Here is a 13,821-nt window from a genome sequence, read left to right on the forward strand (position 1 = left end):
TTAAATTTATGTAGTACTACGGCAATGATAATCAGAGGCTTTTACCATCTTTCAAATACTTGAGGTAACGAGAGCCATAACCTAAATAACGTCGAATTAGTTCTAACCAAATGGGTTTGAAGTCACCTTGAGAAGACTCAGCAATGGATTGAGCAGTTTTCTTGATGTTTCCATCAATATCTTGAACAATTTTCTCTGCTAGAGAGTCTTTACCTCTGCCCCATTTTTTATCTCGCCCTACTTGGTAGCGAAGAAAGTTTTTAATGACTTCTGTGCTATCAGTGGTATCAGAGACACGGAGTAGGTTGCGAAATTGAGATTCTTCTAAGTCACCATATTTAGTATTATCCAGAGCAGCTTGAATCCATATCACCAAATTGTCTTCAGCTTGACGAATGCCTTTTTGCACCTGCAACTCTATTTTGTTTTCTGTTGGTAAACTCATACAGGGTACTCTCGAAATACAGTGTGAAACTCATTACAAACTTGAATTTGACCGAAGCCTTCGCAGGTGCGATCGCCTACTCCTTCCCTCTCCAATTTTTTCAAAGCTTCAACCCAGTCATTCTCCTTATCTTTAGTTGTACTGAATAAATAAACAGCACCTTTATTCGTCACTAACTCTACATCTTTCATCAACCCCCAGGCTGCATTCCAGCCGGAGCGATAGTCATGGCTGCTGTAGGCAACATGAAGCTTAAGAAATTTATCAGTTTCTGCCTCATAGCGCTTTAAGAACTCATGACTAACGAACTCACAAAGCATTGCTGGTGAAATGACAGTAGTGCGCCGCCATTGCTCTGTAAAAATTGCATCGGATTGTAAATCTATAGTGAAGTAGGCGCGACTATCTAGTAAATCCTCTTTTGGATTCCCAAAAACTGACCACAAGTTCCATCGTTCTTTTAGTTGGTTCTGGAAGCTGTCAAATCGAGATTGAACTTCGCTTGAATTTCCTGTTTTTTTTGCCTCAATCTTGACCTTACCTAAACCTCGTGAAGCCGAGCCACCTAAGCTAAAAGCACCAGAATTGTCGTTGATGAATTGTAATAATTTGGATGATAAGTCATCATTAGCAATAACTACACTGCGATAAACAACAGGCTCCCAATCTTTAGTTTTTGCTTGGGTATTTTTTAGGAATGATTCGTTGAGAACTTCAATACTGTAAAGAATTTCTTCTTCAGCTGTAGCTCTGCGTCGGTTAATTCCTACTCGCGTGAGAAAGCGTGTACTGACAGAGTGGCTGCGATATTTGTTATCGCTGGTTTTGCTGTAAAAGCCAGTATAAGGTTCTACTCGTCCTTTATCTTTAGGACAACTGGGGTCATAGGGATGATTGTAAGCATCTGCACAGAAGCGGTCAATTAGGGTGTCAAAAACACCGCCTCTCTTTTTATCCTCTGGCTTATCATCATCCTCAGATTTAAATCCAGGATTCGCTTTAGAACTAACGGCTGTTGCGGGTAAAACTTGAACTTCGTCAGGCACAGCTTCATGCTGATCTTTCCCTATTTTTGCGATCGCAGGATAGGCATTTTGAAAAATGGCTGGATTTTCGCCTAAGAAGAGAGATTGGAAGTCACCGCCGTTTTGTGATAGATCTGAATTTCTTTGATTGGCTCGTTGTAAGATTTGAGATGCGATCGCACCTCGAATCACAGAACCCGGAATGTAGCTTTCTGCCTCACTAATCGAACCACCAGGTTTCTGCCGCCCGAGCGCTAGCGGTGATAAAGCTGTTATCGTTAATTCAATTCGTCTCATGGCGTTTTTTCGGGGATAAGGCTTGACCAAACGGTGTCATTTTGTTCGATGTTGGGGAGTTCTTGCCAATGCAACCAACCAAGTCCAGCCGATTTACTGCCACCTAAAGCATGGATGTGATGCAAACCCGCAACAATCAAAGCTTTAGCGTAGCCAGGACAGTCAGGGTAAAGCAGGTGAATTGCACCCTCAAACTCTAGTTGAGCATGGGCGGGAGACGTTTCTAGGAAGTAAAGCTTTTTGTCTTCGGCTGTGCGACGGGAACGGTTGATGGTGACACCCGGACGCAGGACTTCTGGTAAATCTTCTGGTTCTTGTAGGCAAACCAAGTCATCCACAATAATTCGAGAAGGCAGGATAGGATTGCCGAAGATTTGGGAAACAAGGCAGTGGTAACCTCTGTAGCCAGGAACTCGATAAATCTCTCTAAATTGTTGCTCCACTTGCTCTTCTGTCGGACAGAGGGATGTAGCACCGGGAGATTCAAAGATTTGCCAACCTAACCCTCTTGCTAGCTTTTCGCACTCGTGGCGCAGTCTGCCTTTGAGTTGGGAAGCGGGAATCAAAAGTTGTCCTTTGGCATTGCGGATAATTGGTTTATCTGCAAGGGAACCAGAAGAACCCCCAGCACCGACGCACAAAGCCGTATCAATCACAGCAGTTAGACGAATTGTTTGGACTTGATTTCGGGGTAAATTGAGTAGGTCAACCATAAATCTACTTGCTCCCGATTACGGCTTGTTGCACAGTTGATGGAGTTTTTGGCTCTTCAGTGAAAGGATAAAGGTCTACCAGTTCTCGCCAAATGGTTTCATAGGTAGTTGTGTCAGCTTCCTCTTTCAACGTCATCCAGGGTGCTAAGTTGCCATTATTTGTTTTGGCTGCACACCAGGCTTCTTCAAACTGTTCTTTGAGTTGGTGTTGGTGTTTCTTGTCTTGCAACCGGGTTCGGAAATAGCGGTAGTTGAGAATGGCGGTATTTTTGCCTTGTTCTAGGAAGCTGCGGATTTGGTAAAGTTGCGATCGCGGAAAGTTCACTTCTTTCAAAACCTTCGCTGTTTCTAGCAGTCCTCCCAGTTCGTGAAGGGTGTAAGGAGCTGCATAAAGCTTGAGTTTCTGTTGTCCTGTCCCTGCTTTCATCAAGCCTTGACTACGAAATTCTCCAATGTTAGAAGAAATCATGGTTACTGATTTCATCACTAGAAAGTCAACTGTACCCCCACAGTACCCCTCTTTTTTTAGCTCTTTAGCTCGCTTTTTAGCCGATTTAAGTAATTGAGTCGTAAGCTTTTCCGCATAGTAAATTGGGGTATCTTCGGCTGTAATTAAAACCCCTGTAGACATACTCAGCTTGCATTGATTTGAGCCTGAAACCTGTTGTGCTTGATATCGGTGTACCAATTTGGGCTTGTAATCCTTGTCAGCAGCATAACGGCATTGCTTCTCTGGTTTGAGTAATTGTTTTTCAAATTCTTCCCCAATCGTCTTGGCAATTGCTAGCGCTTTATCAGCCGGAACAATCAGCAGTACGTCATCCCCGCCAATGGTAATAATTTCAAAGGGATGAATCCAAGTCTCATTTCGATGTTGGTTATCTGCATCATTTAGATTATTCAGCTTGTGGGGTTTGAGATGTTGGGCTAAGGCTTCATAAACCGAGTTTTCTGTTGCCTCGAAAATATCTTCGCTAAATTGCTGGTAATCTTCTGGGGTTTTAATTTCTTTTTGGATGTAGCCCCCCATATTATTGCCATCTGCATAGATGTAGCCTACAAATCCTTTGGGTGTACTAGCATTAGCTATCTCTCTGAGCGATCGCGCTTCTTTTACTGTCTGATCGGGTTTCTGTTCTGAGACATTTCGGTAGTATCTATTATGTAAGTTTGTTTCTTTCAAAAAGTCCTTAAATTTAACGACCCAACTTTTGAGCTTTCCTGAGTTCCATATTTGTTTGATTTGACCAATTTGCCACCGCCAAGCCGAATTTTTATCAGTCCACCATTTTTGTCCTTGCTCGCTTTCCCCCTTACTTCTTTGTCCGACAATCCGCTTGCGGGCTAAAGCATCAGAAAACCAAGGTTCACCTGGAAGACGTTTAGCGGGAGCAATTGCGGCGCGGCGATCGCTTTCATCTCTTCTTAAGTAAGGGTGTGTCTCAAACATGGGCGGGTAACGGCGAGTCGGACGCCCATCTTGAACATCATTGCCATTACGCCGTTGATTGAATAAAGCGGCTAATTTACCTGCCAATTCATTGAAGCTTTTGCGATTTTGAAAAGCTTTTGATAAATCATCAACATCAGGCTGATCGAAGTAAGCTTTTACGAGTGGATTTTGGTGGTTTTGATGATACCACTCTAGCCAAGGCGTATCTTCAATTGAGTCTTTCAGCAGTCCATAGCGTAGTTCTAATAGCTTAAAGGTAGAGCCAACTGCACAGGAATTGGCGGTTAGAGTTTCTTGTGTATAGCGCTTTTCGATCGCGTTGGCTAAATCATCGACAAAGGCAGCGGGACAAAACGCCAGGATGTTGCCACCTTTGTAGTAAATGAGTAGTTCTTTAATTAAGGCGGCTTCTAGATGGGGAAAATTTTTATTCAGCCACCTGGAGATTCGAGGCGATTTTTGAGGTTCTCCAAAGAATGCTGGAATATCAACTAAGTTAATCCGATCGAGTATGGCTGAAGCGCCGCGAATATCTGGAAGTTTGGCAGCTTCAAATACGTATTGCTTAATTTTTGTAGCACCGCCATAGACTAGACCAATCCGGGTAGTTTGTTGCCATAAATCTGGGTACTTCTCCTTAAGTCCAGTTATCTGTTCAGGGAAGTCATTTTTAGGAATGGCTTGCAACTGCTGGACTTGCTCAACGAGGTATCGCACTGCCTCTGGAACTTCTTTCCCTTCTTGCATCGCCTGTTGCATTTGCTGCAATACAGGTAGTTCAAACTGGGGTTGGCGCTGTTCGCCCCAAGCTAGACACCAAGCAATCGCGATCGTGATGGATTTGCCAGAATTGGTCATGTCACAGTTAATGGGGTGGTTTGATTTCATCAGCCGTGGGGTAGCGAGGGATTATGCTGCCAAGCGCTTAATTTTCTACCTACATGAGGTTTGGCTACCTAGAAATTACTTGAATTTTCTCCTTTCTGGCTGAGTGCTGTTGTAGTTCTTACAATTTACACCCTGCCTGGAAGAAGCCTATTCCAGTAGAGCTAATGCTGTTTTTGTCTGGATTGACATAAGTAAGATTAGCTACTAGGCTACTAGCAGCTCCAAAATTTTGGGCTGTCGAACCTTGAAAACTTCATAAGAAAAATCGTTCAAGGAAGTAATCGACACCACTCGTTAAATCGCTCAAACCCTATGTTTTCCGTTGAGTGGTGTCGATGCTTTACAGGGAAAGGGTTTGAAGTATGTATTTTGCTCAATTTTTGGGAAGATACGTTGTAGTTTCCTGGCTGGTGTCGATTTGTCGTCTGAAACCCTTTCTCCATAAGGGTTCCTCAGCGAAGAGTTTACGCAAGCACTTCCCCGCAAGGGGATGGAAACTGTTGGTTGAATAACAGGCGCAGGAGCCTGTTGTGGTTTACGCAAGCACTTCCCCGCAAGGGGATGGAAACGTTTGTACCAGGAGTAGAGGTAGGGGGTGTGGTAGTAGTTTACGCAAGCACTTCCCCGCAAGGGGATGGAAACGAGAGTCGGAGGAAGTTGGAGGGTTTTCCTCCAAATCGTTTACGCAAGCACTTCCCCGCAAGGGGATGGAAACGAAAAGTTCAGGATAGCCTGAACGCTCCTTCTGTCACTTGAACCATATCCTGTCCAAAGTGGAAGCATAAGCTGTCCAGCGACAGGGGCAAAAACCCTGATGCTGTCGTAGGAAGAACAGTGGCTTTGGTAGCCAAGTAGAACTATAAATTGTCCCTAAGTTGAAATTGGAAGGATAAGATGTCCTGGAGTTGATAAACTGACAATATCCTCCCATTGCTGCCAGAGAAAAAATAAATGCTGGACGGCGAACAGTTTGTGCGGTGGTGTCAGCAGTTAGCCTTGGCAGAACCGACAAGGAAATACATCGAACTGTTACGCAGTTCGCCACCTGCGCGTGTGGTACGCAGTAGGGCAGGCAACGTGAGTGGTCGTTACCCCAGTCGAAAAATGGGCGTGACGATTCAATTTGAGAGCCACCACAACGAATTGGCAGGCATCTATGAAATGGAATATGACCCAGATGTGCTGGAATATTACGATCAACCCAGTGGGCTTAAACTTAGCTATCAAGCTCTGTGTGGTCGGAAAGTAGGAGTCCTGCATACCCCAGATTTCTTCGTGTTGCGCCAAACATCTGCTGGCTGGGAAGAGTGGAAAACACTTGATGAATTAGTGCGATTATCAGCTAAGATGCCTGCTCGCTACGTGAAAGAAATTGAAGGTCAATGGCACTGTCCCCCAGGAGAAGAAGTAGCACAAAGCTTGGGATTATATTATCGCATCCGCTGCAACGCTGAAATTGACTGGGTTTTCCAAAATAATCTTCATTTTCTCGAAGACTACTTGCAGCCGTCCCATTTGGATCTAGAAGAGAACGTTCGTGCCAACATCACATTACTGGTAGAACTTCATCCAGGAATTACCTTAGGTGAATTGCTACAACAGGGGTACAACTGTGACGAGGTTTATACCCTAATTGCCCAAAATCATTTAAAGGTGAATTGGCGAGGTGTCAACATAGCGCAACTTGGTTCACAGCGTCAAATCTTTCCGGCTAGTCAGAAAGTTTGTCAAACCGAAACAACCAAGTGGAGAAGAGCATCAACCTTAGAATTAGCCCCTAACTTAGTTGACCTAAAACCTGGTTCTCCTGTGGTGTGGAATGGAAAAAGCTTATCGATTCTCAATCGGGGAGAAACCCATACAGCCCTACTCAATGAAGAGGAAAAAGTCATCCAACTGCCCAACGTTGCCCTATTGGAATTAGTCAAACAGGGTGAGTTAACAGGTGTTGTCACCCACTCCTTACCATCTGCAAAAGAAGTCAATGACCTTTTAGCCAAGGCTAGCGTCGATGATTGTGCACAAGCCAACCGCCGCTATTCCATCATTGCTCCCTACCTAACGGGTGAACTCCAAACCTCAAATCAGGTCGTCAGTACACGTACAATTCGCCGTTGGTTGCATTCGTGGCAAAAAGCCCAAGAGCAATATGGATGTGGTTATGTAGGTTTATTGCCTCGCGTCAGCTCTAAAGGTAATCGCCAATCCAAATTACCGGAAGCGACACAAAAAATCGTAGACGAATTCATTGCTAACAACTATCTAAATCTCAAACAGCAAGGAAAATTCGCCGTTTACAGTTCACTGGTACGAGCCTGTGAACAGCAAGGGATTACTCCTTGTAGCTACAAAACATTTGTCCGAAACATTCATCAAAAATCTAACTATGAACAGGCTTTGAAAAGGCAGGGGCGTAGGGCGGCTTACAAGCACGAACCTTTTTATTGGGAGCTAGAGGTAAACACCCCTAGGCACGGACAACGACCCTTTGAAATCTGCCATATTGACCATACACAATTAGATATTGAGCTAGTTAGCTCCCACACATCAGTAAATCTGGGTCGCCCTTGGGCTACCTTCCTAACAGACGCTTACTCACGACGAATACTAGCCGTTTATCTGTGTTTTGACCCACCGTCCTACCGTAGTTGCATGATGGTAATGCGCGAGTGTGTCCGTCGTCACGGACGCTTGCCCCACACGATAGTGGTGGATGGAGCCAAAGAATTCATGAGTGTTTACTTCGAGCGGCTACTAGCCGCTTACTCTTGCACGAAGAAAACCCGACCAGCGGCTAAACCCCGATTTGGTTCAGTATGCGAACGCTTGTTCGGGACAGCCAACACCATGTTGATTCACAATCTCCAGGGAAATACGCAAATTAACAAGAATTCTAGGGCTGTGACGAAAAGCGTTAATCCCCGTAATTTAGCTATTTGGACGCTGGGGAGTTTGTATCAGAATCTATGCGATTGGGCTTATGAATTTTACGACAACAAGGAGCATCCGGCACTCTTGAAAAGCCCAAGAGCAGCTTTTTCAGATGGCTTGTTGCAAACCGGATTGCGCCCACATAAACTGATTCCTTACGATGAAACCTTTCGGATTTTGACCCTACCAACAACATCCAAAGGAACTGCCAAAGTCATTCCTAATCAAGGAGTCAAAATTAACCACATCTACTATTGGCATAATAGTTTTCGGAATCCGGAAATTGAAAAGACTCAAGTTCTCGTGCGCTATGACCCAAATGATGTTGGGATTGCCTATGCCTACATAAAAGGTCAGTGGGTAAATTGCATCTCGCAGCACTATAGCAGCTTAGCGGGTCACTCTTAGCTGCAACTCCAGCGGAGAAACTGGCTTACTTTGAAAGTTGTACGGTAGTACACAGGCAATTAAAAATTGCTTATGAAGCTGTAATAGATGCCGTCAATAATCCTGGAGGAGCTTCATTAATCTTTTTGTTTGGTCCTACCGGGGTGGGGAAAACAACCTTACTCCATCAAGTTGTGAAAGTGCTAATAGAGCAGAACTCCAGAGCTATGCAACTTGATTGTGGGCATATTCCTGTTGCTTATGTAGAAGCTCGCGCTCCCGAATCCGGGTCTTTCGACTGGAAAGATTATTATAAAAGCGTCTTGATAGCTTTAGCTGACCCCTTCGTTGATTATAAACTCAGAACTGGCAGTAGCCGAATTGAGGGCAGGGGTTCGGCTCAACGTCTAGTTAAATCAAGAGCCAACCTTTCAGATTTACGAGAGGATGTAGCCGCAATTATCCAACAACGTCGGTTAATTGTATTTCTAGTTGATGAAGCCCAACGCTTCACTAAAATGGCATCGGGACGAAGACAACAAGACCAAATGGATGCCATTCAGTCAATGGCAAGTTTCACGTCCACCCGACACGGACTTTTTGGCACTTATGAACTGCTACAGTTAAGAAATTTAAGCGGTCAATTGAGCCGCCGCAGTTTAGATATTCACTTTCCTCGTTATCAAGCGGATTGCTCACAGGACGTTAAAGATTTCAAACGGGTACTCAAAAGCTTTGCCTGCCAAATGCCCTTGTTAGAAGTCCCTGATTTAGAGCAGCATTGGGAATACTTTTACGAACGCAGTATCGGTTGTGTCGGGATAGTGAAAGATTGGCTGACACAAGCTTTGAGAAAAGCGTTGGGAGAATCAGCCTCTACCCTGAGCTTGGCACATCTTACACCTTATGCTCCCAGTGTTTCTAAATGTATGCAAATGGCAACTGAGGCGATAGAAGGTGAGAAAGCGCTGCTCCAATCGGAGAGCGAACTGAGCCGATTGCGTCAAAAATTGGGATTAACTGTTAAGGAGCCACCAACAGCAACAGAAGCCTTGCTCAATAGCCCGACCCGTTCTACGGCTAATAAAAAAGACAAGAAAACAAAGAAACGTCGTCCGGGAGAGCGTAATCCTCAACGGGATGTCATCGGAGGCGCTCCCAGTGTCAGTTGAAAGCTGGAGTAATCATCAACTGTGGTATTCAAAAACCACAACAATTCCAGAGCGTAGCCGCCTGCATCCTCTTGAACCCATCGGTGTAGGAACGCCGACAGTAGAGAGTTTAACCAGTTATGTGGCTCGGTTGGCAGCAGCTCATCGAGTACCTACGGGTATTTTGCTAGCTCAAGAAGTCGCTCAACAAGTCAGTAGATATCAGGGCAATCAGCATCAAGGGTTATCCAGATGGTTTTTCCGTGTCTTTTTCAACGATACGGGGGCCTGGAATGGCATGGGAATTATGGCATCTGAGCCAGTTCATGTGTTAGAAGCACGAACCAAGCAGCATCAGTTACGGTTTCTCACTTTGTTACGTTGGGCTAACGTTTTACCGTCACGAGGTTTACTTCGTACCAACAAGGCTTGGTGTCCCGTGTGCTATGACGATTGGGAGCGTTGTGGCAAACCCATCTACGAGCCTTTATTATGGTCGCTCCAGGTAGTGACAACTTGTCCTGTTCATCAACAAGTTTTATGGCATCAATGTCCCAATTGTCGGCGGTCGCTCTACCCTCTAGAGTGGAATTCCCGACCGGGTTTCTGCTCTAGATGCCAACAGTGGTTGGGTGTGAGTTCATTTTTGAGTACAGGCGAGACCTCTTTTGATGCTTCCCCAGTAGAGCCACCTGATTGGGAATGGCAGATTTTTGTTGTGTACTCCGTGGGAAAAATTCTAGAGCAAGCACCTTTTCTTGAGTCTGTGCCAGCTAGAGAAAATCTGGCATTTTGTATTGACTTATGTATTCAAAAAGCTACCAACGGTAATGCTAAAGCTTTTGCTGAGTTAATGTACCTGAGTGCTTCCGTACCAGGAGAATGGCGATGTGGTCAAGCACTGGCACAATTAGGTTTGCTCTTACGAGTTTGTTGGTGTCTTTCTATTCCTTTAGTTGATTTCCTCACTGGCCGGGTAGTGATTGAGCAACCGCTATCGTTGAAGGTTTTGCCTATCACTCAACAAAGGAGAAAAACTAATCGGCGCTTTGATGCGCTGAAAGTACAAATGTTTTTAGAGGCAGCTTTGTCTTTTGAACCACCCCAGTCTCTCAAGCAAGTGGCTGCTACTATTGGATACGACCCTGGCGATATCTCCCGATTTTTCCCAGACTTGTGCCACCAAATTTCCGCTCGTTACAGATTATACCGACAAGCAATCAGAAAGTCCTAGCTATAATAATGCCATTCCCCAAGTCTATCTCCAGGTACTCGCAAGCGGTTCAAGTCTAGTTACCTCGTCCCACCACGTCGAAGTATAAAGTGACCACAGTTTTTTGGACAACTTATGCTTCCACTTTGGACAGGATATGGTTCAAGTGACACCTTCCAAGTCAAGTTTACGCAAGCACTTCCCCGCAAGGGGATGGAAACCTTTTCATACCTAACATTAGGTATGGGTCACTTTTGGGTTTACACAAGCACTTCCCCGCAAGGGGATGGAAACCTATTGGTGGTTGGGGTGATTGTGATGCAGTTGTTCTTTCCGAAACCTCTTCCCCGCAAGGGGACGGAAACTTTTCACAAACTGAGAAGGATATATAGCGATTCAGTCGAGCAAGGTACAGTTAGACCTAACCCCCAACCTCCTCACTAAAGCTCCGGTTCCCTGCTAGGGAAGGGGGTTAATTTCAAAGCCTCTCTCCTTGTAGGAGAGAGGTTTGGAGAGAGGTCAAAACTGTGCCATACACGAGCGAGAACTGCTATAAACCCTAACCTTCAAGAATCTTCAGACCTATGATAAAGCCCCCACTCCTTCTCCACATCAGCAGCAACCCTCTGCCGTAACGCCCAAGGCAAGAGAACCTCCACAAAAGGACGCCAAGCTTGCAGGCGCTGCAATACATTCGGGTCGCCCTCACGGTAAGTCGCACTATAGTAAGCATCCTGAGGACAACGAGCCAAAATCCCTAGCAGTGTCTCTCGCTCCGGTAGATGAGTTAGCTTTTTAATCAAACGTTTCGCCTCTGCATAACTCACCGACTCAAACGTCTCGTGGCGCACCGTCCCCTGAATGTATCGCCGGTCATGAATGCGGTCAAACCGCAGCAACAAAAGGGAAGCCCTTTGATAATAATCAAACCCCCACACTTGAGCCATTTGCTCTTGGATATAATCCGGTGTCGGCAGCGTCTTATCCCGATATTGCTGTACCAAAGACGGCGCAATTCGCTCATCTGCCCAATTTAAAGAAATCAAAGACTCAAGTCGGTCAAGGCGATAATTCCACCAGTTGATTTCCCCATCAGGATTTTGCCCCAAAGCACACAGATACGTTGCCCGTTGCACATAGTAAATGCAAACCGGGTAAACAACACATTCTACATTTCGGTCAAGCTTGGCACTTCTGTAAACCAGCAACACGGGAGGGACACAAGTCTGCGCCCAAAGATTTCTCAATTGCTCCTGAAAATCGTCCACCTTATCCAACATTTCAGGCGGAACCACATAATCAACGTGGATAAAAAAACGCTGGATGCCATCAATTTGTTGGGAATAGTTCTGGGCAATTAACGCTAAATCGGGAGGTAAAAAATTGAGGTCGTAAGTCGCCAGTTGCCGCTCTTTAGGAACGTCGCCACTCGTCATCGGTCGCACAGGAAGCGACTGCACCCGATGGTATTTCCGCTTGTCATATTTGAGCCATTGCAGTTGGCTTAGGGTTTGCAAGTCCCCCGCAAGCATTCGCCTGGTTATAGCAAATAGCGGTGTTTGCAACCAACTCCCCAGCGTCTTTTCATCAATCCCCCCATGATGTCCAATGAAGTGCCGCCAGTCCGCTTCTAAAATTCCCGTTCCTGAACCAAACAGCCAGTGACGCGCACTTTTATTGCAAGGACAACGAGAATCACGATGCTGGGGAACTTCTTCCCCTTTAGGATGGGTGGGACTAAAAAACGCATCCCGCCATTGAGAGTAACTAAAGGAATCCGGGAGGTCGAGGCGTTCCGATTCATCCCCATACAGCAGGCGCAACCACACCCACAAGCGCACCGCTCTGGAAAGGTTCTGCTTGAGAGAACCTCGTGCTAGCCATTGCAATAGCTCTACACTGGGCGAATCACGGAAAATCGGGCGGGACATGGGTGAGGAAATTTGGAAAAGGCAATTTCCAGCTATTTGCTAGAGTACCAGTATTCGTATCACTGAGTCTACTGATGAGTGCCATTCAACTTGAACTCATTCCCCACCAAACCGCAGACGGACTAGCCTATCAGCACCTGCGAATTCACCTGACTAGTCCAGATGGCATCATCGAACCCGAAGATTTAAAAGGGTTGAAGCTGCCTGAAGGGATAGCCTCCAGTCAAGGGGTTGTGATGGAAGGCAGAGGCCCCATTTGGCTCTATGGCTACCTCGTCCACGAATGTCATGCTACCCCTTGGGTGGCGTGCTACGACCCACGCTTGGAAGGGGCGGTCGTGGTAGAAGCTCATACTCGCGGTGTTTCTGTGGGTTCGGTTTTAAAGTTAAGCCTGCCGAAGTAGCTATGAAAGTAAAAAGTAAAAAGTAAAAAGACATTTCTTTTGCCTTTTAACTTTTGCCTTTTAACTTAAAAAAAGATGATTGCCACTTCCAAAAAACCGTTACAACTCACAGTCACTCAAGTTACTGCCCGAAATGGGAATTGTTACCAATGTCTGGAGATAGATATTACCGTACCCGAACTGAAACCTGCCACCTTGGCTAAGCTAGAGTTGCCAGCAGATTTAGACTTAAACCAAGGGGTTGTGTTGTGGGGTTCGGCACCGATTTGGCTTTACAGCAACTTGGTGAAGCGCTGCACTTCAGCCCCTTGGATAGGGTGCTATAACGTGCCTTTGGGGTCGTTTGTTGTAGTCGCCAGTCGCTGCCCACAGATGAGAGTCGGTGATGCTGTTGAGTTGGTTAATAAATCCCAATGTTCTGCCATCCTAATTGGTGGCCCTCCAGATAGTGGTAAGAGCGTTCTCTGCTATGCTTTATCTTGCAATCTTAAACAAGAGGCATCCGATAAGAAGATTTTCTTGCAGCGGGCGCAGTGGGATGGGGAAGGAAACTGGTTTGCTCAGATGAAGAATCGACCCCTGGCTGAGGAATTGAGTACCCGTTCTCGCGCCAAAGGTTCGGAACAGTTCTTTCTCTACCATGCTGATGCAGTCAGTAATGTACGGGAAGTGATGGAACTGGTGTTGGTGGATTTTGGGGGAATGCCCCAGCCAAGGGATGTGATTTTGTTGCACCGCTGCACCCACTACATCATTATTAGTAGCAAGCCAGAGGAGATTTCCAAATGGCATGATTTCTGCGGCAAGCGGGGGGGACTCAAACCTCTAGCAGTGATTCACAGTGTGCGGGAGAAGCGGTTAGAGGTATTGCCGAATCAGAAGTTTTTGGAAATGATTGCTGGCCCTTGGGAACGGGGTGAGACACTTTCAGTACCGGATGAGTTACTGCAAGGGGTGCTGAATTTAGCAAGGCGCTAAGGTTG

Annotated in this window: 11 protein-coding genes; 6 read left to right on the forward strand and 5 right to left on the reverse strand. The window is 45.8% G+C overall.

Annotation, left to right across the window (positions count from 1 at the left end; genetic code table 11):
* Positions 1-31: 31 nt before the first annotated feature.
* From MIC7113_RS31835 to cas10, 4 genes are read right to left on the reverse strand one after another with little or no spacing between them, the layout of a single operon-like run.
* Positions 32-445, reverse strand: coding sequence for a hypothetical protein (locus MIC7113_RS31835; protein WP_015186233.1), 414 nt, complete (start codon positions 443-445; stop codon positions 32-34).
* Positions 442-1,767 carry a type III-D CRISPR-associated RAMP protein Csx10 gene (gene csx10 / locus MIC7113_RS31840; protein ID WP_015186234.1) on the reverse strand — a complete coding sequence of 442 codons (1,326 nt, stop codon included), beginning with the start codon at positions 1,765-1,767 and terminating at the stop codon, positions 442-444. Before csx10 ends, MIC7113_RS31835 begins: the two co-directional genes overlap by 4 nt.
* On the reverse strand, positions 1,764-2,480 hold the full coding sequence (locus MIC7113_RS31845) for an RAMP superfamily CRISPR-associated protein (RefSeq protein ID WP_015186235.1): 717 nt from the start codon (positions 2,478-2,480) through the stop codon (positions 1,764-1,766). The genes csx10 and MIC7113_RS31845 overlap by 4 nt, the downstream gene beginning before the upstream one ends.
* Positions 2,481-2,484: 4 nt before the next feature.
* Entirely contained in the window at positions 2,485-4,791 is a 2,307-nt protein-coding gene (gene cas10, locus MIC7113_RS31850; protein ID WP_015186236.1) for a type III-B CRISPR-associated protein Cas10/Cmr2, read from the reverse strand.
* 981 nt (positions 4,792-5,772) lie between these two features.
* On the opposite strand from cas10, the gene MIC7113_RS31855 reads away from it, so the two are divergent.
* The 4 genes from MIC7113_RS31855 (at position 5,773) to MIC7113_RS35670 (ending at position 10,947) form a co-directional block, all read left to right on the forward strand.
* Positions 5,773-8,160, forward strand: a complete 2,388-nt coding sequence (locus MIC7113_RS31855) for a TnsA endonuclease N-terminal domain-containing protein (protein ID WP_015186237.1) — start codon at positions 5,773-5,775, stop codon at positions 8,158-8,160.
* Between the two features lie 119 nt (positions 8,161-8,279).
* On the forward strand, positions 8,280-9,311 hold the full coding sequence (locus MIC7113_RS31860) for an ATP-binding protein (RefSeq protein ID WP_226883736.1): 1,032 nt from the start codon (positions 8,280-8,282) through the stop codon (positions 9,309-9,311).
* Positions 9,301-10,524: a TniQ family protein gene (locus tag MIC7113_RS34095; RefSeq protein ID WP_015183694.1), complete on the forward strand. Its 1,224-nt coding sequence runs from the start codon at positions 9,301-9,303 to the stop codon at positions 10,522-10,524. Before MIC7113_RS31860 ends, MIC7113_RS34095 begins: the two co-directional genes overlap by 11 nt.
* A 114-nt stretch (positions 10,525-10,638) precedes the next feature.
* Positions 10,639-10,947, forward strand: coding sequence for a hypothetical protein (locus MIC7113_RS35670; protein WP_015186238.1), 309 nt, complete (start codon positions 10,639-10,641; stop codon positions 10,945-10,947).
* A 122-nt stretch (positions 10,948-11,069) separates the two neighbouring features.
* Here the strand turns inward: MIC7113_RS35670 and MIC7113_RS31870 are convergent, their stop codons facing one another.
* A complete protein-coding gene (locus MIC7113_RS31870; protein WP_015186239.1) occupies positions 11,070-12,434 on the reverse strand; it encodes a TIGR03985 family CRISPR-associated protein in 1,365 nt (454 codons plus the stop codon).
* 74 nt (positions 12,435-12,508) lie between these two features.
* Here MIC7113_RS31870 and crn3 (MIC7113_RS31875) point away from each other — a divergent pair, with 74 nt between their 5' ends.
* Both crn3 (MIC7113_RS31875) and crn3 (MIC7113_RS31880) read left to right on the forward strand, forming a co-directional pair.
* On the forward strand, positions 12,509-12,838 hold the full coding sequence (gene crn3, locus MIC7113_RS31875) for a CRISPR-associated ring nuclease Crn3/Csx3 (RefSeq protein WP_015186240.1): 330 nt from the start codon (positions 12,509-12,511) through the stop codon (positions 12,836-12,838).
* Between the two features lie 75 nt (positions 12,839-12,913).
* Positions 12,914-13,816, forward strand: a complete 903-nt coding sequence (gene crn3 / locus MIC7113_RS31880) for a CRISPR-associated ring nuclease Crn3/Csx3 (RefSeq protein WP_015186241.1) — start codon at positions 12,914-12,916, stop codon at positions 13,814-13,816.
* Positions 13,817-13,821: the final 5 nt, after the last annotated feature.

The organism is Allocoleopsis franciscana PCC 7113 (assembly GCF_000317515.1).
In the GTDB taxonomy this organism is placed as follows: Bacteria; Cyanobacteriota; Cyanobacteriia; order Cyanobacteriales; family Coleofasciculaceae; genus Allocoleopsis; species Allocoleopsis franciscana.

Coding starts and splice junctions, on each gene's coding strand:
- MIC7113_RS31870 (WP_015186239.1), bottom strand. CDS start 12,434: ATGTCCCGCCCGATTTTCCGTGATTCGCCCAGTGTAGAGCTATTGCAA.
- cas10 (WP_015186236.1), bottom strand. CDS start 4,791: ATGACCAATTCTGGCAAATCCATCACGATCGCGATTGCTTGGTGTCTA.
- crn3 (WP_015186241.1), top strand. CDS start 12,914: ATGATTGCCACTTCCAAAAAACCGTTACAACTCACAGTCACTCAAGTT.
- crn3 (WP_015186240.1), top strand. CDS start 12,509: ATGAGTGCCATTCAACTTGAACTCATTCCCCACCAAACCGCAGACGGA.
- MIC7113_RS35670 (WP_015186238.1), top strand. CDS start 10,639: ATGCTTCCACTTTGGACAGGATATGGTTCAAGTGACACCTTCCAAGTC.
- csx10 (WP_015186234.1), bottom strand. CDS start 1,767: ATGAGACGAATTGAATTAACGATAACAGCTTTATCACCGCTAGCGCTC.
- MIC7113_RS31845 (WP_015186235.1), bottom strand. CDS start 2,480: ATGGTTGACCTACTCAATTTACCCCGAAATCAAGTCCAAACAATTCGT.
- MIC7113_RS31855 (WP_015186237.1), top strand. CDS start 5,773: ATGCTGGACGGCGAACAGTTTGTGCGGTGGTGTCAGCAGTTAGCCTTG.
- MIC7113_RS31835 (WP_015186233.1), bottom strand. CDS start 445: ATGAGTTTACCAACAGAAAACAAAATAGAGTTGCAGGTGCAAAAAGGC.